This is a genomic window from Heliomicrobium modesticaldum Ice1 (assembly GCF_000019165.1).
Lineage (GTDB): Bacteria > Bacillota > Desulfitobacteriia > Heliobacteriales > Heliobacteriaceae > Heliomicrobium > Heliomicrobium modesticaldum.
On record NC_010337.2, the window covers coordinates 2,018,322 to 2,044,687 of the forward strand.

General features: G+C 59.4%; 24 protein-coding genes and 1 riboswitch. Of the genes, 17 read left to right on the plus strand and 7 right to left on the minus strand.

From position 1 onward, the window contains the following. The first annotated feature begins 1 nt into the window (after position 1). The 7 genes from HM1_RS09095 (at position 2) to cheB (ending at position 9,740) form a co-directional block, all read left to right on the plus strand. Complete coding sequence (locus HM1_RS09095) at positions 2 to 637, plus strand: chemotaxis protein CheC (RefSeq protein WP_012283078.1); 636 nt, start codon at positions 2 to 4, stop codon at positions 635 to 637. Next, the gene (locus tag HM1_RS09100; protein WP_012283079.1) at positions 630 to 2,333 is read left to right on the plus strand and encodes a response regulator; all 1,704 of its coding nucleotides are present in this window, start codon (positions 630 to 632) and stop codon (positions 2,331 to 2,333) included. Before HM1_RS09095 ends, HM1_RS09100 begins: the two co-directional genes overlap by 8 nt. Before the next feature lie 7 nt (positions 2,334 to 2,340). Continuing rightward, complete coding sequence (locus HM1_RS14675) at positions 2,341 to 3,705, plus strand: CheR family methyltransferase (protein ID WP_012283080.1); 1,365 nt, start codon at positions 2,341 to 2,343, stop codon at positions 3,703 to 3,705. Next, positions 3,702 to 4,739 (plus strand): chemotaxis protein CheW, encoded by a 1,038-nt coding sequence (locus tag HM1_RS09110; protein ID WP_012283081.1) that lies wholly within the window; start codon positions 3,702 to 3,704, stop codon positions 4,737 to 4,739. The genes HM1_RS14675 and HM1_RS09110 overlap by 4 nt, the downstream gene beginning before the upstream one ends. Positions 4,740 to 4,851: 112 nt before the next feature. Continuing rightward, on the plus strand, positions 4,852 to 6,309 hold the full coding sequence (locus HM1_RS09115) for a methyl-accepting chemotaxis protein (protein ID WP_012283082.1): 1,458 nt from the start codon (positions 4,852 to 4,854) through the stop codon (positions 6,307 to 6,309). A gap of 16 nt (positions 6,310 to 6,325) precedes the next feature. Beyond that, complete coding sequence (locus HM1_RS09120) at positions 6,326 to 8,740, plus strand: hybrid sensor histidine kinase/response regulator (RefSeq protein ID WP_012283083.1); 2,415 nt, start codon at positions 6,326 to 6,328, stop codon at positions 8,738 to 8,740. Then, entirely contained in the window at positions 8,709 to 9,740 is a 1,032-nt protein-coding gene (cheB, locus tag HM1_RS09125; protein WP_012283084.1) for a chemotaxis-specific protein-glutamate methyltransferase CheB, read from the plus strand. Before HM1_RS09120 ends, cheB begins: the two co-directional genes overlap by 32 nt. 12 nt (positions 9,741 to 9,752) lie before the next feature. Here the strand turns inward: cheB and HM1_RS09130 are convergent, their stop codons facing one another. From HM1_RS09130 to HM1_RS09150, 5 genes are all read right to left on the minus strand, one after another. After that, the gene (locus HM1_RS09130) at positions 9,753 to 10,151 is read right to left on the minus strand and encodes a hypothetical protein (RefSeq protein WP_012283085.1); all 399 of its coding nucleotides are present in this window, start codon (positions 10,149 to 10,151) and stop codon (positions 9,753 to 9,755) included. A 252-nt stretch (positions 10,152 to 10,403) separates the two neighbouring features. Further along, complete coding sequence (thiH, locus tag HM1_RS09135) at positions 10,404 to 11,513, minus strand: 2-iminoacetate synthase ThiH (RefSeq protein ID WP_012283087.1); 1,110 nt, start codon at positions 11,511 to 11,513, stop codon at positions 10,404 to 10,406. Between the two features lie 4 nt (positions 11,514 to 11,517). Continuing rightward, on the minus strand, positions 11,518 to 12,285 hold the full coding sequence (locus tag HM1_RS09140) for a thiazole synthase (protein WP_012283088.1): 768 nt from the start codon (positions 12,283 to 12,285) through the stop codon (positions 11,518 to 11,520). 3 nt (positions 12,286 to 12,288) lie between these two features. Further along, positions 12,289 to 12,489 carry a sulfur carrier protein ThiS gene (gene thiS, locus HM1_RS09145; RefSeq protein WP_012283089.1) on the minus strand — a complete coding sequence of 67 codons (201 nt, stop codon included), beginning with the start codon at positions 12,487 to 12,489 and terminating at the stop codon, positions 12,289 to 12,291. Between the two features lie 83 nt (positions 12,490 to 12,572). Continuing rightward, positions 12,573 to 12,678: riboswitch (TPP riboswitch) on the minus strand. A gap of 259 nt (positions 12,679 to 12,937) precedes the next feature. After that, complete coding sequence (locus HM1_RS09150; protein WP_012283090.1) at positions 12,938 to 13,912, minus strand: daunorubicin resistance protein DrrA family ABC transporter ATP-binding protein; 975 nt, start codon at positions 13,910 to 13,912, stop codon at positions 12,938 to 12,940. 250 nt (positions 13,913 to 14,162) lie between these two features. Between HM1_RS09150 and HM1_RS09155 the strand changes: the two genes are divergently transcribed. Beyond that, positions 14,163 to 14,942, plus strand: a complete 780-nt coding sequence (locus tag HM1_RS09155) for an ABC transporter permease (protein ID WP_202943767.1) — start codon at positions 14,163 to 14,165, stop codon at positions 14,940 to 14,942. A 202-nt stretch (positions 14,943 to 15,144) separates the two neighbouring features. On the opposite strand, the gene serC is transcribed toward HM1_RS09155, so the two are convergent. Beyond that, positions 15,145 to 16,230, minus strand: coding sequence for a 3-phosphoserine/phosphohydroxythreonine transaminase (gene serC, locus HM1_RS09160; RefSeq protein WP_012283093.1), 1,086 nt, complete (start codon positions 16,228 to 16,230; stop codon positions 15,145 to 15,147). A gap of 186 nt (positions 16,231 to 16,416) precedes the next feature. After that, a complete protein-coding gene (locus tag HM1_RS09165) occupies positions 16,417 to 17,175 on the minus strand; it encodes a hypothetical protein (protein WP_012283094.1) in 759 nt (252 codons plus the stop codon). A 169-nt stretch (positions 17,176 to 17,344) separates the two neighbouring features. Here HM1_RS09165 and HM1_RS09170 point away from each other — a divergent pair, with 169 nt between their 5' ends. From HM1_RS09170 to HM1_RS09210, 9 genes are all read left to right on the plus strand, one after another. Then, entirely contained in the window at positions 17,345 to 18,106 is a 762-nt protein-coding gene (locus HM1_RS09170) for a histidinol-phosphatase HisJ family protein (protein WP_012283095.1), read from the plus strand. A 70-nt stretch (positions 18,107 to 18,176) separates the two neighbouring features. Beyond that, positions 18,177 to 19,001, plus strand: coding sequence for a M55 family metallopeptidase (locus HM1_RS09175; protein WP_049754099.1), 825 nt, complete (start codon positions 18,177 to 18,179; stop codon positions 18,999 to 19,001). A 44-nt stretch (positions 19,002 to 19,045) separates the two neighbouring features. Further along, complete coding sequence (gene bshB1 / locus HM1_RS09180; protein ID WP_012283097.1) at positions 19,046 to 19,777, plus strand: bacillithiol biosynthesis deacetylase BshB1; 732 nt, start codon at positions 19,046 to 19,048, stop codon at positions 19,775 to 19,777. Positions 19,778 to 19,781: 4 nt separating this feature from the next. Further along, a complete protein-coding gene (gene bshA, locus HM1_RS09185) occupies positions 19,782 to 20,909 on the plus strand; it encodes an N-acetyl-alpha-D-glucosaminyl L-malate synthase BshA (RefSeq protein ID WP_012283098.1) in 1,128 nt (375 codons plus the stop codon). Positions 20,910 to 20,980: 71 nt separating this feature from the next. After that, a complete protein-coding gene (locus HM1_RS09190) occupies positions 20,981 to 21,121 on the plus strand; it encodes an RCKP-type rubredoxin-like domain-containing protein (RefSeq protein ID WP_012283099.1) in 141 nt (46 codons plus the stop codon). Between the two features lie 132 nt (positions 21,122 to 21,253). Continuing rightward, entirely contained in the window at positions 21,254 to 22,375 is a 1,122-nt protein-coding gene (locus HM1_RS09195) for a DUF362 domain-containing protein (RefSeq protein WP_012283100.1), read from the plus strand. Positions 22,376 to 22,465: 90 nt separating this feature from the next. Then, positions 22,466 to 22,867, plus strand: a complete 402-nt coding sequence (locus HM1_RS09200; protein ID WP_012283101.1) for a Fur family transcriptional regulator — start codon at positions 22,466 to 22,468, stop codon at positions 22,865 to 22,867. A 126-nt stretch (positions 22,868 to 22,993) separates the two neighbouring features. Continuing rightward, positions 22,994 to 23,533, plus strand: coding sequence for a DUF4912 domain-containing protein (locus tag HM1_RS09205; protein ID WP_041313663.1), 540 nt, complete (start codon positions 22,994 to 22,996; stop codon positions 23,531 to 23,533). Further along, positions 23,523 to 26,357 carry a 1,4-alpha-glucan branching protein domain-containing protein gene (locus HM1_RS09210; RefSeq protein WP_012283103.1) on the plus strand — a complete coding sequence of 945 codons (2,835 nt, stop codon included), beginning with the start codon at positions 23,523 to 23,525 and terminating at the stop codon, positions 26,355 to 26,357. The genes HM1_RS09205 and HM1_RS09210 overlap by 11 nt, the downstream gene beginning before the upstream one ends. Positions 26,358 to 26,366 lie beyond the last annotated feature (9 nt).

Genomic DNA, 26,366 nt, shown 5'->3' on the forward strand with positions numbered 1-26,366 from the left:
GATGTTGTCGCCGCTTCAGCAGGACGCCCTCAGAGAGTTTATGAATGTCACCATCGGACAAGCAGGCAGTGTCCTTTCGGAGATGGTGAGTCAAAAGGTGCACCTGGAGGTTCCAGAGGTCTACCTTTTGCAAAACCTGCAGGAGACGGAGGTCGGCAAAGGGCTCTCCGGATACCTATCTGGACATGTGGTCTCTTCGGTGCTGCGCTTCGAGATCGGCTGCAACGGCGTCGCGCGGCTGGTTTTTCCGAGAGATAAGGGAAAACTGCTCGTCAATCTCCTCCTTGGCGAAGAACTGCTGTTCAACGGGGAAGGCGGGGACAACAGTTTTTCCGAGACAGACACGGATGCCATGAAGGAAATTGGCAACGTGCTGCTCAACGTGATCGTGGGCAGTCTGGGCAACCTGCTGGAGACGCGGATCGAGTACTCCCTGCCCGAGGTGGAGTTTCTTTATCTCAAAGATGGTGAACAGCGCCCCGCTCTCTGTGGCGGTTATTACACGCTCGTCATCCGCAACACCTTCGTAGTGGGCGACACTCGGATTGAAGGAGCCATTTTCGTCATGTTGTGTCTCGATTCCGCTACTCAACTGCTCGGGAAAATAGACGAATTGCTGGTGGAGTTGTATGGCTGAACAGAATGTTGAGCAGACGGCCCAAGGGACTACAGAACAGATGGCAGTATATGCAGCAGAACAGATCAACGAAAACATCGCAGAATTACAAGCCTATGCCCTGGCGAACGCCGACATGGGGATTGCTGTGCTTGATGAAGAGTACCAGATCCTCGTCTGGAACGCTTGGTTGGAGCGGTTAACTGGGAAAAAAGCCGACGAGGTGCGAGGGAAAAAGCTGGTGGAACTGTTCCCGCGCTTCAACCACAGTGTCTTTCGCCCTATCTTTGAGCGCGCTTTTTTTGACGGACAGAATCGTTTTTTTTCCGGCGCCTTTCACCGGTACTTCTTCCCGCCGGCCGATGGGTCGCTCCTGCCGTACATACGTCAGAACATGCAGGTTCAACCTGCGCGCATCGGCGACCGGCAGTATGTGCTGATTCAGATCACCGATATCACCCGCCAGGAACTGCGCGTTCGCCAGCTCAAGGGGCTCATCCGGGAATTGAAGCTCGCCAAGGAGGAGTTGAAGGTTTCCCGGGAGATGGCCGTTGTGGCCAACCGGGCCAAGTCGGAGTTCCTGGCCAACATGTCCCATGAGATCCGCACGCCCATGAACGCGATCCTCGGTTTTGTCGACCTTACGCTGGCGACGGAATTGAACGCCGAACAGTCGAAGTATCTGGGCATGGTGAGATCGGCGGCCCAGTCGTTGATGCGGCTGCTGGAGGATGTCCTGGATATTTCGAAGATTGAGTCGGGACAACTGGTCGTGGAACAGCAGCCTTTTTCCCTCGCCTCGGTGCTGCGGAGCGCCGTCGATCTCTTATCGGTCAAGGCAAGTGACAAGGCGCTACAACTAAGGTACCAGATCCCGGCGGGAGTGCCGGAAGTCCTCGTCGGTGACGCCAACCGGCTGACCCAGGTCCTGGTGAATCTGCTGAGCAACGCCGTCAAATTCACCGACGCCGGGGAGGTCGTCTTAGGGCTCGATATCCTTGAACAGGATCACCGCCAGATCTCCCTGCGCTTCTACGTGCGGGATACGGGGATCGGCATCGCTCCCGATCGTCTGGAAGCGGTTTTTGAAAAGTTTTATCAGGTCGACAGCTCGTCTACACGCCGCTTTGGCGGGAGCGGATTGGGCCTGGCAATCGTCCGTCAACTGGTGGAGAACATGGGCGGTCGCGTTTGGGTGGAGAGCGAGCTGGGAAAAGGCAGCACTTTTTACGTCACTTTGCCCTTCGGCATTGCCGCGCCGCAGCCGGATCAGTACGCCGAGGATGTGAGCGAGAGAGATATGGGTCTTGGAGAGAACGACGCAGGCGAAGCGAGAGGCGCCCACATCCTGCTTGTCGATGACGATGTCTTTAACCGGACGATCATCGGCGCCTGGCTTCGCCGTTGGGGCTATCGGCTGCGCGAGGCGACCAACGGTAAAGAGGCGCTGGCCGTCCTGGAGGAAGAGCGCTTCGATCTGATCCTGATGGACGAGCAGATGCCAGGGATGAGCGGCATTGAAACAGTGGATCGGATCCGGGCTGACGCCCGTTGGAAAAATATTCCCGTGATCGCCGTCACCGCCAACGCGATGAAGGGTGATCGGGAGCGTTTTTTGGCGGCAGGGATGAATGACTACCTGTCTAAGCCCTTTTCCCCTGCCGACCTGTTGCATGTGGTCAGAGTCTGGGCCTTTCGAGGGGGAGAGGGGGGATAACCCTGTCATGGCCTGCGGGATGGCCGAACTCCAGCAATTGATTTCGGAGAGAACGGGATGGCGTTTCGACCAGTCCCGCCGGGACAACCTGTTGCAGGTGCTACAGGCGCGGATGGAGGCTCACGGGATAGCCGATCACGAAGCCTACCATCGGTTGCTCCTTGACAAGGGGCCGGCGGGAACGGAGGAATGGCGACGGTTGATCGACGCTGTCACGGTGGGAGAGACATTTTTCTTCCGTGACCGAGGCCAGTTCGCTCTGCTCCGTGAGCGCATCCTGCCGACGCTGCTTGCTGAGCGGCGGGATAAGAAAGCGCTGCGCCTCTGGAGCGCCGGCTGTTCTACCGGCGAAGAGGCCTATTCCTTGGCTATTCTCGTCGATGAACTGGTGGGAGCGGCGCCGGGGTGGACGATCGACGTCATCGGCACCGATATCAACGAAGCGTCCCTGCACATCGCCCGTGCGGGGCGTTACAGCGAATGGTCGTTGCGCGCCACCAGTCCGGAACGGCGGCAGGAGCATTTTCGCCGCGTCGACCCCGGACGTGGGAGAAGGGCTGGGCCGGTGTGGGAAGTCGATCCCGCCATCCGATCCCTTGTTCAGTTTTACCGATTGAACCTGCTTGACGGACCGCTACCCGACCGGTTCGCGCCTGTCGCGTCGACCGATCTGATCCTTTGCCGCAATGTCTTCATCTATTTTCGCCCGGAAGCGATCCGGCAGGTGCTTACAGACTTCTTTCGTTGCCTCAACCCCGGCGGTTTTTTGCTGACCGGTCACGGTGAGCTGCTCGGGCTGGAACCGGGTCAGGCGCTGTTCTCTTTTGAACATCTCCTTTTTCCGGAGGGGCATATCTGGCAAAAGCCGGTGATCCCTCCGCCGGCGCCTTCCTCACGAGGGATTCCTCCTGCGGCAGTGACGCAACCCTTGCCGGGTGCCCTATCCCCAGAGCGACAGCCAGATCGAATCCCTTTCCAACCGCCCATGCCTGCAATGCCTAAAAGAGCACAGTCAGCCTTGGGACAAGCGCCGCTTCTGCCCCGTGACCTACCGCCGCAAAAGCCGGCGATCGCAAACGTTGCAGGTGAAGCGCCAAAACTGAGTGACCTTGACAGGTTGAGGGACAAGGCCCGTGATTTTGCGAACCGGCGCGAGTACGACCGGGCAGAGGCCTGTTGCCGGGCTGTCATCGCAGTCAATCCCCTCGATTCGGAAGTGTACTACCTGCTTGGATTGATTCGACTCGAGCAGGGCGACTGGTCAGGCGCCCATGCCTTTTTTCAAAAGGTGTTGTTCCTGGCGCCCGATCATGGGCCAGCCCGCATAGAGATGGCGCATGTCCGCCTGCTGTTGAAGGAGAATGACCAATGAGGGGGAACGAAAAGGCGCCTGTCGCCTATATGATCCTGCCCCATCGGGGACAACGCTACGCCCTGCCGGCCGTCGCTGTGCGCCAGATCAGCGATCTGCCCTATCTGCAGCCAGCGAAGGAGTATCCTCCCCCGGTGGCCGGTTTGCTCCGCTGGCGGGATCAGGTGATTCCGGTGCTCGCTCTGGATCGCTGCCTCGGACGTCGCGATCGGCCCATGTCCCTGACAGACCGGTTGGTGATCCTGGAGGCGGAAGGAAAACACTTTGGCCTCGTCGTGGAGGACTGCTGCGAAATGCGCGAGTTTTCTGACGACCTGTTCGACCTGCCGGTTACATTCCGCGGGGCGTCGCCTTTTCCTTCCTATATGAAGCAGGCTTTTTCTGATCAGGAGGGACTCTGCTTCGTCATCGATCTTTCCCGCCTCCTGGCGGAAGCTGTCGACGAAGCGAATCGGCTCGAAGCGGACCAAGTTCCCGACGATGGGGCGGCAGCCGACAGACCTTGGACGGCAGAGGAACGTCGGATCTTGCTCACGCGGGCGCGGGCGCTGCGGCAGGGAGAAGAAAAAAGCGATGAAGAAGGAACGAGAACGGGGGCTGTCGTCGTCATCGGTCAAGAGCGATTCTGGATCGACATCGACCTGGTGCGTGAATTTGCCTCCGCCGACCCGCTGATCCCCATCCCCTGCACGCCGCCCTTTGTCGCCGGTGTCAGCAAGCTGCGGGGACAGTTGATCACCGTCTTCGATCTTCGACCCTTGCTTGGCGCTACAAAGGAAGGGACCTCGCGGGAGGCGGGGAGACTGGTCGTCATCGAGGCGGAAGGGGTGCTGGTCGGACTGCTCGTAGAAGAGGTGATCGACGTCGTCTCGATTCGCCCCGAGAAGATCCGCCTCTCGCCGCTGGCCTTGCAGACGATCCCGGAAGAGTATGCCGGCGGGGAGGTGCAGTATAGGGAAAAAGAGAGGGCGACCATCCTCGATGTGGCTCGCATCCTGAACGAAGGGGATTTGGTCATTCAGGAAGAAGTATAGGTTTTGAAAGGGACTCCGAGAAAAGCGATAAGCTTCGGACAGTTTCCGGCTTCGAAAGAGGCAGTAGAAGCGGTTGTTGCGGTGATGATTGCAGAAAGGAGGGACGCGGCCGATGAAGTTTCAAAAAAACCTGCGGGCCAAGATTTTCGGAGGATTTGCGCTCCTCTTTCTATTCCTGTCCGGACTTTTTGGCGTCGATACATACCTCGCCTTCCGGGTCATCGGCTTTCAGGATGAGTCTTTAGCCCAGCAAAAAAAGGCCCAGTTCATGCTGGAATTGGAGAACGCCCATCTGGTGTGGATGAATGATCTGAAAGAATCGCTGCTGACGGGAAAATCTTTTACGGGGATCCTGGACCATACAAAGTGCAAACTGGGCGACTGGTACTACGAGTATACGACTACCGCCGAGTACCAGCAGATGTCGCCGGAGATGAAGAGTGTGTTCAAAGAGTTGGAGGAGCCGCACCGCTTGCTCCACGCCTACGGCGCAGAGACAGCAGCGCTGATCAACAGCGGCAGGCTCGACGAGGCGGAAAAGGTCTACCAGCAGAAGCTGACACCGGTGACCGACAAGACCTACAGCCTGATCCGGGAACTGATGAACGACAACCTGACCCGGTCGTCGGCGTTGACCAAACAGGCAGAAGCGGAACATGAGAAGGTGATCCGTCTCTATCTCATCATCAGCGTCGCCGGCTTGATCATCGCCGGTCTGACGGCTGCCTATCTCTCCACAAGCATCGCCCGGCCCATCCAAGCGACGATTGAGACGATCGCCACGACGACGGCCGAGGTGGCGGCGTCAGTGGAACAAAATGAACGGACAGCCCTCTCGCAGTCTTCGTCGGTGGCGGAGGTCACCTCGACGATGGAGGAGTTGCGCATCTCCTCGGAGCAGTCCTTTCAACAGGCGCGGCGCATCTCCGACAATGCGCAACTGTCGGCCCAGGCAGCCGTCGGCGGCATGGGAACCGCTGAGGATATGGCGCGGGAGATGCGAGAGTTAAAGGAAAAGGTCAATTCCATCGCCCTGCAGATGCTGAATCTGAGTGAACAGGTGGGTCAGATCGGTGCCATCAGCGGCACCGTCAAGGAACTGGCTGATCAGACCAACATGCTTGCCCTCAACGCTGCCGTGGAAGCGGCAAGGGCCGGCGAGCACGGCCGCGGTTTCGCCGTCGTTTCCGCTGAGATCCGCAAGCTGGCCGATCAGAGCAAAAAGGCTTCCCAGCGGATCGGCGCCATCGTCGGCGAGGTGCAGAAGGCCACGAATACGACGGTGATGGTGACTGAAGAGGGAACCAAAAAGGTGGATGCCACCGAGCGTTTCACCTTGCAGACGGTGGAGGCCTTCGGCGGGCTGCACCAGAGCATGGCCGAAATCTCCCACTATATCCAGCAGGTCTCTCTCAATCTGCAACAGCAATCAGAAGCTGTCTCCGGCGTCACATCGGCCATGGAGGAAATCCTTCGGGGCACTAAGGAGACTGCGGCTGCCATCAGTCAGACGAAGAGCGGCATGCAGAACCTGAACAAAGTGGGGATCATGCTGAAAGACATGGTATAGGACGAGGGTGGGGCAGATGCGGATCGGCGACGATGAACTGCGCGAACTGTTCCAGATCGAATCGACGGAGCGGTTGGACCGCATGGAAGCCAATCTGTTGCGACTGGAAGAGGCGGGCGCCGAGCCGTCCCTGCTGACGGAACTGTACCGGGACGCCCACAGCCTCAAAGGCGCAGCGCGGTTGGTCGAACAGACAGATATGGAGCGCCTCGCCCATCAGTTGGAAGATCGCTTTGACCAGGTGAAAAGCGGCGCAATGCCTGTCACGCCCGTCTTGGTGACGGAACTGGAAGGATGGCTTGATAATCTTCGGAAGATGGCCTACCGAGCGGTGACCGGTGATGCGGCGATCGACTTTTCTCCCGACGATCGTCCGGAGGGAGGGGCGGAAAGCCGGACCGTTGCGCCGTCTGATGCGGCTGCAGCGGCGCCGTCGGCGGCAACGCGGGATGATGCGTCCGACAATAGATCGGCTGCAGCATCCACGGAGGGGGAGGCTGCCGACAGGGCGGGTCAATCGCAGTCGCCTGCCGATAAGAGGCCGTCGATGGCAGAAGCAAATCCCTCAACCGATCCGATGACAGACGGGCATAGGCAGGCGGGGCAGAAGGCATTACGACGGGCGTCAGGCGAACCGTCTGCCCTACGGGAACCGGAGAGTTCCGCCGATGCCCGCTTTGAAACGGTGCGCATCGCCACGTCCCGCCTCGACGCGCTGCTCCAAGAGACAGGGGAACTGACAGTCGTACAGCGGCGGATCGAAGACCGCGCGCAGCAGTTCGCGCACCTGATCAGTTCTCTGGAAGAGGCGGTGATGGGAACATCCTTTCACCATGACGGCATCGCTTCATCGCTGTTGCGCGGTCGCTTCACCCAGTTGATCCGGGATTTCTCTGATCTGCACAAACTCTTATCGACAGATACGGAACGCTTGTCCCATATCGCCCATCACCTGCACGAAGAGGTGCGCCATATGCGGCTCATGCCCTTGAGCATCCTCTTTGGCCAGTTTCCCCGGCTCGTGCGCGACCTGGCCCGCGACCAGGGGAAGGAGATCCGCCTCGAGATCAGCGGCGACGATATCCTGGTAGATAAGTTGATCCTGGAACAGTTGAAAGACCCACTGGTTCACCTGATCCGAAACGCCATCGATCACGGCGTCGAAAGGGCAAGCCGCCGCCGGGAACTGGGCAAACCAGCGTTGGCGACGATCCGTCTGGCGGCGAGCCGGACGGAGACCCATGTGCACATCGAGGTGTCCGATGATGGCGCCGGCCTCGACGCGGCGGCCATCCGGCGCAAGGCCATGACCCTCTCCTTGCGCAGCCGGGATGAACTGGAGGCCATGACAGCGCAACAGATCCAGGCGCTCGTTTTTGAATCCGGCTTTTCCACCCGCTCCGTCGTATCCAACATCTCCGGCCGGGGAATCGGTCTGGATGTGGTCAAGCACACTGTGGAAAAACTGAAAGGCATGGTGCAGATCCATTCGGCACCCGGCGAGGGAAGCACATTCCGCCTTAAACTCCCCCTCTCTTTGATGACGACGGCCATTGTCGTCGTCAAGGCCGGGCGCTATTATTACGGTATACCGGCAGAGTGGGTGACCAACCTGATCCGCATCTCCACCAGTGACATCTATAAGAGCGGCGGCGCCCCGGCGATCCGCTACGAAGGCCAGCCCATTTCGGTAGCGGAGCTGTGGGCGCTGCTGGAACTGGACGCCCCTGCGCTGAGGCCGGCGGGCGAACACCGCTTTTGTGTCGTCATCTCTACGGGTGAGGCGGCCGACAGCCTGGCGTTGATCGTTGACGCTTTCATCACCGAAGGCCAGGTCATCGTCAAGCCCTTCTGTCCCCTGCTCAAACGGGTGCGCAATGTGCTCGGGGCGACAACCCTGGGGACTGGGGAGGTTTGCATGGTCCTCAACCCCCACGACCTGATCCGCACCGTTCGCAAGGGCGGCGGGCGAAAGATCCCCGATCCGGTTCCGCAGGTAGCGAGAAAGCCTAGGGTGTTGCTGGCCGACGACTCGATCACCACGCGGGTGCAACTCAAACGCGTCGTCGAGAGCGGCGGTTACGAGGTCGTCGCCTGTGTCAATGGCGCCGAAGCTTGGAAGCGCTTGCAGTTGCAGGATGTGCAGGCTGTGCTCAGTGATGTGGAGATGCCGGAGATGGACGGTTTCGCTTTGACCGAAAAAATCCGCCAATCCCCTTCGCTCAAAGACCTCCCGGTCATCCTGATCACCTCCCTCAGTTGCGATGCCGAACGGCAGCGGGGCGTTGATGTGGGTGCTGACGCCTATATCGTCAAATCATCTTTCGACCAGGCGTTTCTGCTGGAAACCTTGAGACGGCTCATTCAGCCGAGGTCGGGAGCAAGTAATGGAGGCGGGCATGAAAAAGATCCGCGTGGTCCTTGTAGATGATTCGCCGGTGGCGCTCTTTGTACTGAAGAAGATTCTCTCCCGGGCTGAGCATATCGAGGTGGCAGCAACGGCAACAGACGGGCGCCAAGCCTTGTCCTTGATCCCCATGGTGGATCCAGATGTGGTCTGCACCGATTTGCACATGCCTGAGATGGATGGTCTCGAATTGACGCGCCGGCTGATGGAGGCGTTTCCGAAGCCGATCATGGTCATGAGCGCTGTTGACGGCAATGCTGAGCGGACCTTTCAGGTCCTCCAGGCAGGGGCGCTTGAATTTGTCGACAAACCGGCCGGACTGGCCGAAAAGGAGCTGAACGACAAGGCGAAGGAGATCATCGACAAGATCAGCGTCCTGGCCGGGGTCAAGGTCTTTCGCCGGCGTAACCGGCAGTCCCAACTGCCATCACTTGCGGGACAAGGGCAGCCGATCACCGTCCCTGCCGTGATCGGCATCGGCGCCTCAACAGGCGGACCGACGGCCTTTGCGGAGATCCTGCGCGAAGTCATATCAGTGCCTGTGCCCATCGTGGCTGTCCAGCACATGGCTGCCGGCTTCATGAACGCCTTCGTTCATCACCTGAACGGATTTTCTCGGATCGAGGCCAAGCTGGCGGAGAACGGCGAGAAGATGCGCCCCGGCCGGATCTATTTCGCTCCCGAAGATTATCATCTCGAGGTTGAACGAGGCGGTTGCCTGCGCTTGACTCGCGCTGCCCCGCTGGAGGGCCACCGACCGTCGGTCGGCGTCCTGTTAGACTCCCTTGCGCGCCAGTACGGCGCTGACAGCTGGGGCATCCTGTTGACAGGTATGGGCAAAGACGGTGCCGCCGCTCTCAAGGCCATCCGCGACGCCGGCGGCTACACCATCGCCCAAGACGAAGCCAGTTGCGTCGTCTATGGCATGCCCGGCGAGGCGGAAAAAATCGGCGCTGCCTGCCGGTTCATGACACCGCGGCGGATCGGGCAACTGCTGGCCTGTTTGGGGACGGATAATCGATAACAGGCTGCAGGACTACTGGCTGCCTTGACGGCTGTTCTGGTCGTTATCCTCATCTGTAAATTCCGGATTGTTTCTGTTCCCGCCGTTTTTCCTTATTCCGTCCCGGACCTGACGGAACGACTTGAATATTCCGTAAGACACGCCGGAGACGCAGGCCACATAGATGCCGCGCTCAGCGCCGTATTTGAAACTCTTCCATATAAAGTCGCCTTTCACCCAAAGGCCGAAGACACCGCCCCAAAGAAAACCTGCTCCGAGTAGGATAAAGGGCAGGAGCACCTTGAATTTTTCCGACTGGCTTTTCATCATGTACTTGACGAGTTCGACGGTGGAGGTGATCAGGACGAAGAGCACCGTTGATAAGTACTCCGGATCAAGGGCGATCCATTCCGTGGTCGGCACTGTATCCATCGGATGACCTCCTTAAGAAGAAGAGCGCCTACCCCATGGTGGCGTGGGGAAAATAGGGATGTCAATGTAGTGTAGTGCATAGCGGCGAAAAAGGTGCCAAGTGTGCTTTCTTCCGGAGGAAGCAACAGCGAAGATAGAAAAGGCTTCGAAGAGGCATAAAAAAGGGGGACACCCTTACGGGCGTGTCCCCTACGTGCGTTTTAGAAACACTTTATGACTTCGCAATGTCTGTTGCGAAGAGGGATCAGTTGTTCAAGCCAAGCTGTGCCAATCCTGGTGAACCGGCTGGTACCCCTTGGCGATCAGCATCTGGCGCACCTCGTCGACGGAACGCTCATCAGAGACGTGGAATTGGCCCTCGTCAGCCTCGTCGTCGATGTGACCGCCGACTGCCGTGTTTGAGCCGGCTGACATGCGGGTGATACCGAGGGGGAGCAGATGGTTGCGCAGTTCTGCCGGTTCCCGCGTGGAGAGGGTGATGCCGGCGCGGGGCATGAAAAGGCGGAAGGCGAGCAGGATCTGGACAAGGTCGCGGTCTGTTACGGGCGCCTCCGGCTGGTAGTTGCCGGGGCCGGCCTTGATGCGGGGGACGGCGATGCCGATCTCTGTCCCGAGGTATTTGTTTTGCAGGTAGCTGGCGTGGAGGCCTGTGAAAAAGGCTTCCGAGGGCCAATGGTTAAGACCCAGCAAGGCGCCGATGTTAACGGCCCGGAAGCCGGCCTGACAGCCTCGTTCCGGCGCGTCGAGACGCCAGCGGTAGTCTTTCTTCGGGCCGGCGGGGTGGAGGCGGTCGTAGACGGACCGGTCATAGACTTCTTGGTAGATGGTGAGGCTGTCCACACCAGCTGCAGCCAGGCGACGGTATTCGTCTACGTCCATCGGGTTGACTTCTATCCCGATGGCGGTGAAGTGTTTACGGACAATTTCCACGGAACGGATCAGGTAATCGAGGGCATCCTTCCCCGGTTTTTCGCCTGTGAGCAGGAGGATCTGCCGCAACCCCGTAGCGGCGATGGCTTCCGCTTCCCTTTCAATTTCAGCTTCTGTCAACTGCCTTCGGTTGATGTCGCTGCGGTGGTTGAAGTTGCAGTAGAGGCAGTGGTTGACGCAGTAGTTGGCGAGGTAGATGGGCGTGTACAGTTGGATGACGCGACCGAAGTGCTGGCGCGTCAGGCGGTGGGCTTTTTGGGCCATCGCTTCTAAGCGTTCCAAGGCGGCAGGGGAGAGCAGCGTCAAAAAGTCGAGGGGAGAAAGGAAGTCCTTCTTCAGGACTAGGTCGACCTGCCGTGGGGTGACGCGCCCAAGAAAACCGGCGAAGTCAAAGCTGGCGTAAGCCTCGATCTGTTCATAAAAAGAGCCCATGGACTTAACTCCCCAAAAAGCCCGTTAAGGGCGAGCTGGCTCGGGCGTATTCGGTCCTTTCACCCGGTTGGGCCAGATAAGCGAGGCGGCCGGCTGCGACGGCCTGGCTGAAGGCGCGCGCCATGACGAGGGGATCGCCGGCGGTGGCGATGGCTGTGTTCACGAGGCAGGCGGCAGCACCCATCTCCATCGCCTCCGCCGCTTCGGAGGGTTTGCCGATGCCGGCATCGACGATGACGGGGACACTGCACTCCTCGATGAGGATGCGGACGATCTCCTTCGTCTTTAAGCCTCGGTTGGTGCCGATGGGGGCGCCCAAGGGCATGACAGCGGCAGCGCCGGCCCGCTCCAGTTCCTTGGCGGCGTACAGGTCGGGATGCATGTAGGGGAGGACGACAAAGCCCTCTTCGGCGAGAACGCCGGTCGCTTTGATCGTCTCATTGTTGTCCGGCAGCAGGTATTTGTTGTCGGAGATGACCTCAATCTTCACCCAGTTGCCGCAGCCGGCGGCGCGGGCCAGACGGGCGATGCGGATGGCCTCTTCCGCCGTCCGAGCCCCGGAGGTGTTGGGCAAGAGGACACACTCTTTGGGGATGCAATGCAGGATGTTTTCACCGTCGCCGGAGAGGCTGACGCGACGCAGGGCCACAGTGACGACCTCGACACCTGTCTGGGCGACGATGTCTCTGATGACGCGCTCGTCAGCGAATTTGCCGCTGCCGATGAAGAGGCGGTTTTTTAGTTCCCGCCCGCCGATGACCAGTCGATCCATGGCTTAACCTCCTCCAACAAATGATAGGATTTCCAGGGTGTCGCCGTCGCTGATGCAGGTGTCAGGCCAGCGATCCCGGTGCAGGATCTGGCCGTTGTATTCGATCACGATGACGGCTGGGTCCAGTTTGCGCTCCGCCAAAAAGGCGAGCAAGGGTGTGACCTCCGGCAGTTCCACCGGGACGCCGTTGACAGTGGCACGCATGGGGGGCACTCCTTTCCGTAAAAACGGTGGCAACGAATAAACGGCTCGCCGCGAGGGGCAAGCCGTTCAGAAAGCGTGTGTACAGACGCTTCCGATTGCTTCCCTCCGCTGGTATGACCCAGGTCAGGTTCGAAGGGTTGAGAAGGGAACTTCTCTCTCAGCCGTGTGACGGCACCCCTAGCAGGTTTATTTTTTTGACGTAAACATCTAATGGCGACAATCTTTGGTGATAAGACGATTATACGCCGAAAAACAGGCAGCAGCAAGCGGGTAAAACAAGCGGACGCCTAAAACGACAGAGGTCACCGATGTCTTCGACGCCCTCACCCATAAAAGGGTCTATCGGGAAATGTATTTGACTGCGGCAGATCTTTAGAAAAACCGATCTTTCTTGATCTTGCAGACCAGACGAAGTTTATCACCAAAGTATACGGAATATAATCGGGAGCTATCTTCTCCTCAACCGCCTCTGCCGAAACCTTTCCCCATCATTCAGGAAGGCATCTCGTATCCCCCGGCCTGTCAATGCCAGAAAGACATCATCCAAGGTGGGCTCATGGAGGCTGATCGTCTTTACCTGCTCAGGATAGGCGGCAACGAGTCGCGGTATGAAGGACTCGCCCTGTTCTACCTGAAAAATCAACCTATCGTCTGAAAGGACCGCTTCCAGACCGAAGCGGTTTTTTAATTCTTCTCTCATGAAATGGTTGTCGTCGGCGGTCAGCGTGATCCGGTCGCCGCCGACGGTGGTTGTCTTCAGGTTAGAAGGTGTATCCAGGGCGATGATCTTGCCATGGTCGATGACGGCGATGCGGTCACAGTGTTCCGCCTCGTCCATGTAGTGGGTCGTCAGGAAGATGCACAGCCCCAGGCTGTCTCTAAGGTGCAGGATATGTTCCCAGATGGCGGTGCGGGTCTGAGGGTCGAGGCCGATGGTCGGCTCATCCAAAAACAGCACCCTGGGGTAGTGGAGCAAACCGCGGGCGATTTCCAGCCGTCGCTTCATCCCGCCGGAGTATTTCTTGACCAGATCCTTTTTCCGATCCGTCAATTGGACCATCTCAAGGACGTTATCCATCCGCTCCTGCAAAACCTTCCGGGGCACGTTGTAGAGCATCCCGTGGAAGTAGAGATTCTCCACGGCGGTCAAGCGGTCGTCGAGAGAAAAGTCTTGGAAGACGAGACCGATCGACTGGCGCACCTTCAAGGGGTCTTTCTCCACATCAAAGCCGTTCAACACTGCCCGACCGGAGGTGAGGGGCAGCAAGGTGCAGAGGATTTGGATGGTCGTCGACTTCCCGGCGCCGTTGGGGCCGAGAAATCCGAAGATCTCGCCGTTTTTCACCGAAAACGATATATCGTTGACAGCCGGAAAATCGTTGTACCGTTTGACTAAGTTTTCAACAGTGATAATATTATCCATATGCGATGCCCCTTTGATGCGCTGCCGTCTTTTCAACCATCTCTATACTAACCAAAAGACAGAGAAAGGGCAATCAGAGGAGAAAGACGGTTTCATCCGTCAGAAGGCGAACAGACAGAAAGCGAACAAAGCGGATGGCTCATCTGCCATCGGTTAAGCCGACGGATCGAACGTCGATGGAGAATCAATCCGAAAAAACAATTGGAAAATCAATTAGGAAATCAAAAAAGAAGGTGCACCATTGGAAAACGTGCTGAAAACGATCTACGTCATCTGGCGCCGCGAACTGCTCCGTTTCATCCGCGAAAAAAGCCAATGGGCCGGCATGATCCTCCAACCTACTTTTTATCTCACCTTTGTCGGAACGGGCATCGCCGCCTCGATGCGTTTCCGCATCGCCCCGGAAGGGGCCGATGTGAGCTACATGACCTTCATCTACCCCGGCATCATCGCCATGTCGGTCCTCTTTACCGCCATGTCCTCGGGGATATCGATCATCTGGGATCGGGAGTTCGGTTTCCTAAAGGAGATCCTCGTGGCGCCGGTGCCCCGCTGGGCCATCTCTGTCGGCAAAGCCCTCGGTATCGGCACCATCGTATGCTTTCAGGGGGTTGTCCTCCTGTGCCTGTCGCCTTTGGCCGGCGTGCCCATCACCATCGGGAAGGCGTTGCTCGTCCTGCCCGTTTGCGCCCTCATTGGCTTCTCTATCGGCTTGCTCGGCCTATCCATCGCCGGGCGGATGGAATCGATGCAGGGATTTCAGTTGATCTCCAACTTCCTGACCATGCCGATGTTTTTCTTGAGCGGCGCCATGTATCCCATGCAAAGTGCCCCCTCATGGCTGCAGTGGCTCATGCGCGTCGACCCCCTCACCTATGGCGTCGATGCGCTCCGAAACATCATCTACAAGGGCATTCCGGAGGCGGCAGTTATGCTTCATCACAGCCTCGCTGTCGATGTGGCCGCCTTGAGCGCCTTCGCTTTCGTGACAGCGGTGACGGGCCTGACGGCTTTCAACCGTCAGGGGTAGAGGGCCATCTGCCGCTTATCCCCAGGGCGCCTTGCTCAGTCGTCGTTGAGCGCCTTGTCAGCCTGGTGTTGGAGCGGTCTTTGAGCTTTCCCTCCTGCACGTAAAAAAACACCGGTCCCCCCCTATTTGAGCGGTGGGCCGGTGTTTTTTGGGCTTTTCTTCTCGTCGGTTTGTGCAGATATCTGATTCAATGGAGTGGCTGTCACCCGTTCTTCCGCATGAACTCCTTCATGAAGTCAGCCAGGGCCTGGCAGCCTTCGCGGCTCATGGCGTTGTAGATGGAGGCGCGCATGCCGCCGACAGAGCGGTGGCCTTTTAAGCCGATGAGGCCGGCTTTCGTGGCTTCGCTGGCGAAGGCTTTTTCCAGGTCTTCGTTGAGCAGGCGGAAGGTGATGTTCATGATGGAGCGGCTATCCTTGTCGGCATGGCCTTTGTAGAAACCGTTGCTGCTGTCGATGACATCGTAGATCAGGGCCGCTTTTTCCAGGTTGTGCTTTTCCATAGCCGCCAGACCGCCCTGGGCCTTGAGCCAGCAGAGGACCAGGTTGACCATGTAGACGGAGAAGCTGGGCGGTGTATTGTAGAGGGAGTTGTTCTTGGCGTGGATGTCATAACGGAGCATGGAAGGCAGCTTGGTGGAGGCCTTCTCGATCATGTCCTGGCGGATGATGACGACGGTGACGCCGGAGGGGCCGAGGTTTTTCTGGGCGCCGGCGTAGATGAGGGCGAACTTGTTGGCGTCAAAGGGTTTGCAGAGGATGTCGCTGGACATGTCGGCGATGAGGGGGATGTCGCCGAAGTCGGGGAAGCTCTGCCATTGGGTACCGAAGATGGTGTTGTTCGAGGTCAGGTGTATGTAGGCCGGCGCCTCGCTCAACTGGATCTCATCGGCCTTGGGAATGCGGACATAGTTGCCTTCCTGGGTGGTGGCGGCTACATGGGTCTGGCCGATCTTTTGGGCTTCTTTCAGCGCCTTTTCGGACCAACTGCCGGTGAGAATGTAATCGGCCTTCTGACCGGCGCCGAGAAAGTTCATGGGCACCATGGCGAATTGGGTGCTGGCACCGCCCTGGAGGAAGAGGACGCGATAGTTGCTGCCCAGGCCGAGCAGTTCCTTCATATTGGCTTCCGCTTCGTTGTTGATGGCTTCATACTCTTTGGATCGGTGGCTGATCTCCATGACCGACATGCCGGTCCCCTTGTAGTTCAGCAGTTCTCGTTGGGCTTCTTCGAGTACGGCCAGGGGCAAGGTGGCGGGACCTGCGTTGAAGTTGAAGACGCGCTCCATTGTGAGTTAGCTCCTCTCGCTATGTGAAATTGGGGATAAACATTTTTATCTATTATAGCCTGTCCGTCCATGGTATACAATGTTTGCGTCACAAAAACGTTCTCCGGTTCCGTAAAAATCATGGAGCCTTTCAATTGTGAAAAACCCGTCCCGCAGATGTTCCGCAGAAACGGGTGAGGGAATGGGTTAGGCCTGGCTTTGAACGGGAGTTCGCGCTGTCTCGACAAAGCGGAGGCTGGCGGCGTTCCAGTCGAAGCGGACCTTTTCCTTCTCTTCGCTTTCCAGGTTGTACTGAGTGGGCATCTTCTTCGGATCGCCGGGGATCTTGTAGCGGGAGACGGTTCGGTCGACGACGATCACCCCGGGGGCCGGAATGGAGAAATGGTTTTCCTCTTTGACACGGTGCCAGAAGATGCCGTCGGGACGGTCCCAGGCGTCATGCCAGAAATACTCGCTTTTCTGGACATGGGAAAAGACCTGCTGAAAGGCGTTGTTTTCATCGAGGCGGAAGATGCGCTTCCAGGTCGTCTCTTCGAACCCGCCGGTCCGGTTGTCGTAGTACTCTTCTACCGAGATCCCCTTTTGGGCGATTCCGGGCAGCTCGACTGCCGACAGCCGGGTCACCGATGCAAGGTCTTTGGACAGGCCGATCAGACGCCCGTCAGCTTTTTGCAGGCCTGCCAGGAAGCCTTTGTTTTTGCCGGCGTTGATGCCGAGGATGATCTCCTCGCCGTCGAGGGGGGAGGCGTCGATCTCCAGTCGCAGGACACTGGTCGGGGTGAGCGCTTCCCAACCTTTGGCCTGCAGGGCTCGCCGCACCATTTCCCCTTCGTCGGGAAGCTGCTGAAAATTGAAGGCCGGCAGGCTCGGGGCGTTGAGAAAGATATAGACTGCGGCGACGAGCAGGCTGACCAGGCCGAATAACAGGGAGGACTTGCGGCGCATGGCTATCACCTCCTTGAAAGTCTTTGTATATTATGCAGGCCCTTGAAAAGGGTGATTGCGCTGCCGGAAGCCGCTTTGATGTCCCATTGCAATTCTGGTAAAATGGTTTTGGCATCCAGCCTGTCGCCGGCAGGGCGAGGGTGGGCGGAAAATTGGAAGGAGTATCATCATGCTTGTCGATTATCATGTTCACGCCATGGGTCATGGCACATCGCGGCATACGGTCGAGGAGATATCGGCCTATCTGGAGACGGCCCGGATGCGCGGCATTGCCCAGGTGGGTTTTGCCGACCATGACCGCTATCTCGACGAATACGACGTCGACGCCATCTGTGAGGCAGCCCTGCGGTATCCCGATGTGCAGGTGCGGCTGGGCGTGGAGATCGATTATATCCGGAACGCCGATGTTGAGCTTCGGGCGATGACGTCTCGCTATCCCTTTGATTACGTCATCGGCTCGGTTCACAAGATCGAGGACTGGGATTTCGATTGCGTGGAGTTCATAGACCGCTATGACCGGTGGGAGATGGACGATCTCTACCGCACATACTTCGATCACGTGCGGGAGGTGGCGGAGAAGGGACTCTTCAGCTTTATTGGGCACCTGGATCTGATCAAAATCTTCAATTTCCGCAGCAAGGGTTCCATCGTGGAACTGGCCGCAGAGGCGATCCAGGCGATTCGCAAGGCGGGGTTGCCTTGCGAGATCAACACGAATGGCCTGAATAAGCCGGTCGCCGAGATGTATCCCCAGCGCGTCCTGCTGGAGCGCTGTTTTGAAGTGGGCATCCCGATCATCCTCAGCTCGGATGCCCACTTTGCCCATGAGGTGGGCAGGGACCTGGATAAGGCTCGCGACCTGGCTTGGTCTGTGGGGTACCGGCAGGTGGCTACGTTCCACCGCCGCAAGTGCATCATGGAGAACCTCTAATCGAAAGGTGATATCGACGCAGCGCCGCAAAACAAACCGGATGTGCGATGGGAAGGCGAGGTGGAGTGACGTGCGCGTCTACATATCGGTCGATCTGGAAGGGGTGGCCGGGGTTGTATCGCCGGCCCAGTTGGTATCCGGGACGGCTTATGAGGAGGCCCGCCGCTGGATGACGGCCGAGGTGGCGGCGGCTGTCCGGGGCGCCCAGAGCGCCGGCGCCCGGCAGGTGGTTGTCAACGACGCCCATGAGGCGATGACGAATCTCCGCCTGGAGGATCTGCCGCCCGGCATCGAGGTGATCAGCGGCAAGCCGAAAGCCCTGGGCATGATGTGCGCCATCGACGCAGGCTGGGATCTGGCCTTTTTGCTCGGCTGTCACGCCCGGCAGGGCAGCGGCGGCCTGTTGAGCCATTCGTACAGCGCCACTACGATCACCCGAGTACAGCTGAACGGGCGCGAAGTGGGCGAACTGGGCATGAACATCGCCCTGGCCCATTCCTGCAACGTGCCGGTGCGGTTGGTGACGGGCGACGCGGCGGCTGTGGCGGAGGCGCTGGAACTGTTCCCAGGTCTGCGGACTGTCGCCGTCAAGAGGGCCTATGGGCGTCAGTCGGCCCGCACACTGACCCCTGGCGAGGCATGTTCGCGCATTGAGGCGGCGGCGAGGGAAGCGGTGGCGTCTCGTCAGTCTGATGAAAAACGGGCCTGGCAACCACAACAGCCTTACACGCTGGCGGTGGACTTCGTTTCCCCCGTCATGGCCGACGCCGTATCCTATATGCCCTTGACCCGGCGGGAGAGCCCCTGCCGGATCGTGATGGAACAGGCCGAACTGGCGGTCCTGTTCCGCGCTTTCCAAGCCATGCTGACAATCGCCGGCGCCGTCACGCCTTAAGCTTGTACAATCAAGGGGGCGACGAAAGGGAGGTGCAAGACTTTATGATTCAACGGTTGTCGGCTGATGTGCTCGCCATCGGCGCTCACCCCGATGACGTGGAGTTGGGCGCCGGTGGGGCAGTGGCGCTGGCTGCCAGTCAGGGTTTACAGGTGGTCATCGCCGACCTGACAGAGGGGGAAATGGCGTCGAGGGGAACTGTGGCGGAACGGTGCGCTGAGGCGAAGCAGGCGGCGGCCATCCTGGGCGTCCGCGAGCGCATCAACTGCCGTTGGGAGGACGGCGGCCTCGGCGATCCGGCTAAGTGGCGAAAACGGGTGGAAGAGCTGGCTCATCTGGTTCGCCGCTACCGTCCGAGGCTGGTGCTGGCACCGGAGGGGCCGGACCGTCATCCCGACCACGAGGCGGCGGGACGTCTGGCGCGAGAGGCCGTCTTTTACAGCGGCCTTCAGAAGTATGGCGATCCGGACCTGGCGCCCTGGCGGCCCCGGCGTTTTCTGGCCTACCGCGTCAACGGCATTTTTGACGGCGCGGCTTCCTTCGGCGTCGACGTGAGCGATGTCTACGACCGGAAGCGGGCGGCCCTCGCATCTTACCGGAGCCAGTTTTTTCGTGAACAGCCGAACGCGCGCCAGGCTTTGCATATACCTGACCTGCCGGCCCTTTTGGAAGCGCGGGACCGCTACCTGGGCGGGTTGCTCGGTGTCGCTTTCGCGGAGCCTCTTTACGCGGAAGGCCCCATCCGTCTCGGGCGCATGGACGCCTTGTGGGAGTGAGGCCATGAACATCGGCATCGTCTGCTACCCTTCCTACGGCGGCAGCGGCGTCGTCGCCTCGGAACTGGCCCGCCAGCTGGGCAGGCGGGGTCACCGCGTCCATGTCTTTTCTTACGAGACGCCCTTTCGCCTGGCCCACTTCGAGGCGAACGTCTTTTTTCATGAGGTGGAGGCGCCCGATTACCCGCTCTTCCGCTTTCCGCCTTACCTGCTGGCGCTGTCTTCCAAGATCGTCGAGGTGACCCGCGAGGCGGAGTTGCAGGTCATCCACGTTCACTACGCCGTGCCCCATACGGCGGCGGCCTACTTGGCCAAGCAGATGCTGGCCGGCGAGCGTCGGCTGCCGGTGCTGACGACGATGCACGGCACCGACATCACCCTCGTCGGCAACGATCCCCAGTTTTATGAGATCACCCGCTTTTCCCTGGAGGCGAGCGACGGTGTGACCGCCGTGTCGCGGAGCCTGGCCGAGGAATCGGCTGAGACCTTCCGGCTGCGCCGCCTTCCCCGGGTGATCCCCAATTTCGTCGACACAGAGGAGTACCGCCCCCGCAATAACCCGGCCTTGCGCGCCCGCTTCGCCCGCCCTGATGAGAAGATCCTCCTGCACATCTCCAATATGCGGCCGGTCAAGCGGGTGGAGGATGTCATCCGCATTTTTGCTCGGGTCAATGAGCAGGCGCCTTGCCGGCTGCTTTTGGCTGGCGACGGCCCTGAACGGCTGGCTGCTGCTCACTTGGCCGAAGCGCTGGGTTTGCAGGAGCGCATCTGTTTTCTGGGTCGTCAGGATAACGTGGCCGAAATCTTTCCCCTTGCCGACCTGTTCCTGTTGCCGTCAGCTAAGGAATCCTTCGGCCTGGTGGCTTTAGAGGCGATGGCCTGCCAGGTGCCGGTCATCGCCAGCGATACGGGCGGCCTGCCTGAGGTGATCGAACAGGGTGTGACCGGCTACTTGGCGCCGGTAGGCGATGTGGAGACGATGGCTGGCTACGCCATCAGCTTGCTGACGAATGAACGGGAATACGCCGTCATGGCGCGGCAGGCTCGGGAAGCGGCGGTGAACCGTTTTCGCGCCGAACCGATCATCGATGCATACGAGGCTTATTACGGGGAAATCTTGAATACGCCTTGACAAGCTACCAAAAGCAAGATAGGATAGATTCATACATAATAGTAATCATTACTGAAAATGGAGGTGACAACATGGCCATTTATCAATGTGCAAAGTGCGGCGAGGTCGTCGATAAACGCTGTAAGCCTGGCAAATGTCCCAAGTGCGGCGCCCCCAAAGATGAACTGATCAAACAGGAAGGTCAGGCGTCGGGCGGGAAATGCTGCGGTTGATGAACGACTCGTCCCGGCGCAGGCCTTGCGCATGTCCTTGATTGGACCAGCATCCTTTGGGTATACTTGAACAGTGAAGCAAGAGAAAAAGCAGGGGGCGCACCCTGCTTTTTTCATGAGGAGGACCGGAAAATGACAAAAGTTTATTTTGTTTCGCCGCGCGCCAAAGCCGGCAAGGGGTTGGTGGACAAGCTGCGCCGGTTGATTAAGGCGGCGGGAACCGTCGATTGCGTCGAAAAGGGTGACCTGGTGGCCGTCAAGATGCACTTCGGGGAGCGGGGAAACACGGCCACGATCCGACCGCCTTTCGTTGGCGCCGTCGTGGAAGAGATCCGGCGCAAGGAAGGCCGCCCCTTTTTGACTGATTCGAACACCCTCTACCGGGGTTCGCGTTCGAACGCCGTCGACCATATGGATACGGCCATGGAAAACGGCTATTCCTACGCGACGGTGAAGGCGCCCGTCATCATCGCCGACGGTTTGAACGGGAAAGAGTTCCGCAATGTTTCTATCCGGGGCAAACGCCTCAAGGAGGCCAAGATCGCCGCTATCCCCCTGGATGCCGACGCCATGATCGTGCTGAGTCACTTCAAAGGCCATGAGATGACCGGCTTCGGCGGCGCTATCAAGAACCTGGCCATGGGATTGGCCTCCCGTTCGGGCAAACTGGTGCAGCACCAGGATGTGAAGCCTGAAGTGAACGATAAATGCAAAGTCTGTGGCAAATGCCTGCGATGGTGCCCTGTCGATGCCATCTCCCTCGGGGAACGGGCCGTCATCGCCGGAGAGCGCTGCATCGGCTGCGGCGAGTGCACCGTCACCTGTCCCCATAAAGCCATCGCTGTCAACTGGAAGACTGATGCGGGCCTGTTGCAGGAGAAGATGGCGGAATACGCCTACGCATCGGTGAAAGAAAAGCGGGAAAAGGGCAAGGTGACCTTCATCAACTTCGTCCTCGACGTGACGCCAGAGTGTGACTGTTGCTCCTGGAGCGACGCGCCCATCGTCCCCGACATCGGCATCCTCGCCTCAGATGACCCCGTTGCCCTCGACCAGGCCTGCTACGATCTGGTCAACCAGGCGCCGGGCTTGCGTGATGGCCGACTGGGCGACGCAGGGCAAGGCGAACCGGCAGCCGGTGTGGACAAGTTCCGCATTGTCCATCCCTCGGTCGATGGGACGATCCAACTTCGCCACGCTGAGGAGATGGGCTTGGGCAGCCGAGCTTACGAACTGGTCTCGCTGGAGGAATAGGCCGTTGACAGCAGCGCCCCCACACGATATGATAATAGTAATAGATATCAAGATTATTCTTAAGTCCTCTTTTGAAGGGTGGAAACTGCCGTGGGCGCCATCGGACCTCGTATGACACGACAAAAATCGCTCGTTTTGGAGATCGTTCAAGGCACGACCTGTCATCCGACTGCCGATTGGGTCTACCAGGAGGCGCGCCGGCAGATCCCTGACATCAGCCTCGGTACGGTGTACCGGAACCTCAACGCCCTGGTTCAGCAAGGACTGATCCGTGAGATGATCTATGCCGGCGCCAGTTCCCGCTATGACGGCAATGTGGAGAATCACTATCACTTCGTCTGCGAGAACTGCCACCGCGTTTTTGATCTCTTTATGGATTCGCCGGAGCAATGGGTGCGGCGGGCTGAAGAGATCAGCGGCCACGAGATCAAGGGCCACCGGATGGAGTTTTTTGGACGCTGCGCCGAGTGCCGCAAATCGGTCAACCAGTGAATGCCGATCCGCCGGGAATCCGGCGTTTTTTTTTTTTGCTTTTTCTGATATCTTAACTCATGCCAGTGCAATCCCTTGCTATAATGGTAAATGGTGATTTCAATCCATTGTGAGGGGGAAGATGGGATGGTCACGAGTTTGCCGGAGCGGTACGGCGAGGACTATATCGGTGTGCTGGTCCGCGATCCCTACCACATCTTCATCTATTGGGAACTGACAGAAAACATGCGCAAACGAGTTTTACATAACTGGGGCCTCGGGGAGGATACGCCTTGCCGCTTGCGGATCGAGCGGGAGGACGGCGGACGCTGGGAGACAGTCTACGTGGCCGAGCTGCCGCCAGGCGCCGAGAGTTGGTATGTGAACGGGGTGACCCCCGGAGAGGTCTACCGAGCCCAGATCGGCCTGAACGCCTCGGAGGGACAGTTTGTCGTCATCCTCGCCTCCGCGGCGATCCACCTTCCGCCTGCAGGGCCGGCGAAAAGGCTTCCCGGCCGCGCTCTCGCCATCTCCGGCGGTATCCGGCCTGTTGCCTTGGAGGACATGGCGGAGCAGCAGGCAGATGGGCAGGACCGGGAAGACGGTCACGAGCAGGAGGGGGCGCCGTTCAGTTCCTTCTCCCTCTACCGGGGAGATAACGAAAGGGGGCAGTCGAGTGTCCGTTAAAGGGTATTGGGCGCTGGTCCTTCATGCTCATCTACCTTATGTGCGGCATCCCGAAAAGCCGGAATACATGGAGGAGCGCTGGCTCTTCGAGGCTTTGACTGAGTGCTATCTGCCGCTCACAGAATCGTGGTTGCGCCTCCGTCGGGAGGAAGTCCCCTTTCAGGTGACCTTGTCGGTGACGCCCTCGCTGGCGGCCATGCTGACAGACAGCCTGCTGCAGGAGCGGTACCTGCGTTATCTCGGAAAAATGCTCGCCCTCGCCGATCAGGAGTTAGAACGGAACCGAGACGATCAGGACTTTGCGCCCCTATCGGCCCTGTACAAGGAAAAATTGGAGGCCTGTCGGCGCCTCTTTCGCGATGAATGGAACTGCCGGATCACCGATGCCTGGAAATCGCTGGCTCAGTCAGGCCATCTCGACCTGTGGACCTCGGCAGCCACCCACGCTTTCCTGCCCTATGTGTCGGAAGGGAGCTGGCGGCCTCAGATCCGGACGGGGATCGAGCAGCACAAGGCGATCTTCGGCATGGCGCCCCACGGCTTCTGGCTGCCTGAGTGCGCCTACGCCCCCGGTGTGGAAAAAATCCTTGCCCAGGAGGGTATCGGCTGCTTCGTCGTCGACAACGGTACCTTCCGGCGGGCGCTGCCTGAGCCGGCCGGTTTTTACCAGCCGCTGCAGATCGGCCATCAGGTGTCGGCCTTCGCCCGCGATCCTGAGACCTCACATCAGGTCTGGGACAAAAAAAGCGGCTATCCCGGAGACTACGACTACCGCGAATTTTACCGTGACATCGGTTACGACCTGCCTTTTGAGACGGTGGCGCCATTCCTGGATACGGATGTGCCTGCTGATACAGGCTTCAAGTACTACCGCATCACCGGAAAGGGAGATCACAAAGAACCTTATCGGCGCGACTGGGCGATGGGCAAGGTCAACCTGCACGCCAGCAACTTCGTCCAAAACCGCTGCGCCCAGGTGGAGCATTTAAGCGGCGCGATGGCAGAACGGCCCATCGTCGTTTCCCCCTATGATGCCGAGCTTTTCGGTCACTGGTGGTACGAAGGCCCCGATTTTCTAGAGGCGGTGTTGCGCCGGATGGCTTCCCCTGATTCCCCTGTCGTGGCCTCGACGCCGCGCCGCTACCGGGAAGCCCATGGAGCCGGGCCGGCGGGGCGCATCGCCTTCAGCACCTGGGGTGAAGACGGCTTCGGCAAGGTGTGGCTCAGTGTGGAGAACGATTGGGTCTACCGGCACCTGCACCGGGCCGAAAGAGAGATGGTCGCCTTGGCCCAGGCCTTTCCCAAAGCCGAAGGCGACATCAGGCGCGCCTTGAACCAGGCAGCGAGGGAGCTGATGCTCGCCCAGTCGAGTGACTGGCCTTTTATCATGTACACGGGAACGACGGTGCAATACGCCACCTGCCGGTTCGAGGAACATCTCCAACTCTTTTGGTCTCTGGCCCGCTCCCTGAGAGAGGGCAAGGTCGATCAGGCAGCCCTTGCCGAGGCAAAGTGGAAGCACCCGCTCTTCAGCGACATCGATTATCTCGATTATGTCCGCTCCAACCGTTCCTTTGCCAAGACACCTGCCGCCCAGGCAGTTCCCTTCGTTAAGGCGGAACCGGTCTGGATGCTGACCTGGGAGTACCCGCCCCGGGTGGTGGGCGGACTGGGACGGGCCGTGGCCGACCTGAGCAAGGCTCTCGTCGCCCGGGGTGTGCCCGTTACCGTGTTCACCTGTGCCGTCCCTGGTTGCGTCGACCGCGAAGTTGTCGACGGCGTGACGGTCATCCGCCTGCCTGTTCCCGGAGCTCCCCAGGAAGCCGGTTTCTTCGATTGGGTCTATCGCTTCAATAGGGCCCTTCTGACCGGGGTGACGGCGGAAGCAGGTTCGGGGCTGCCTTCGATCATTCACGCCCATGACTGGCTGGTCGGCTTGGCGGCCCGGGAGATCCGCAGTAAAATTGATGTTCCTCTTGTCGTCACGATCCACGCGACAGAGCACGGGCGCCAGCGCGGCCTCTGGAACGACCTGCAGCGCAGCATCCATCGGGCCGAAGCGGAACTGGTGGCCGCCGCTGACGGCCTGATCGCCTGTTCTGATTATATGACCCGCGAGGTCTCCCTCCTCTTTGACGCTCCTTGGGCAGAGATCTGCACCATCGCGAACGGCGTCGATCCGGCCAACGTGGCGCCCCTTCCCGGCGAGGGCAAGCCTATCGAGGCTTTTTGCCAGTCCGGTGAAGAGCTGATTTTTCATGTGGGACGATTGGTGACGGAAAAAGGCTCGCCGGTCCTGGTGGAGGCGATGCCGTCGGTGCTGCGTCGTCGCCCGCAGGCGCGTCTGGTCATCGCCGGCAAAGGCCCCCTGCTGGAGACCTTAAAGAAGCGGGCATCCGACCTGGGTGTCAGTGAGAAGATCACCTTTGCCGGTTTTGTCGACGACAACAGCCGCAACCGCCTGCTCACCTCGGCTGATGTGGCTGTCTTTCCCAGCCTCTACGAACCCTTCGGCATCGTGGCGCTCGAAGCGATGGCGGCGGGAACGCCGGTCATCGTCGGCGATACCGGCGGGCTTGGAGAGATCATCCGCCACGGGCAGAACGGTCTCAAGGTTCCGCCGGGTGACGCCGAGGCCTTGGCGGACGCTATTATTCAGGTTCTGGCTGATCGCGACGGGGCGGCGGCCATGGTCCGCGAGGCCTTGCGGGAGGTCGATGAGCGCTACGGATGGGATACCATCGCCGAACAGACGGTCGCCCTTTACCGGCGAGCCACCGTCAAGCGGCTAACCTCCGGCGCTGTCAGTGAGGCAGCAGGCTAGGATTCCTGC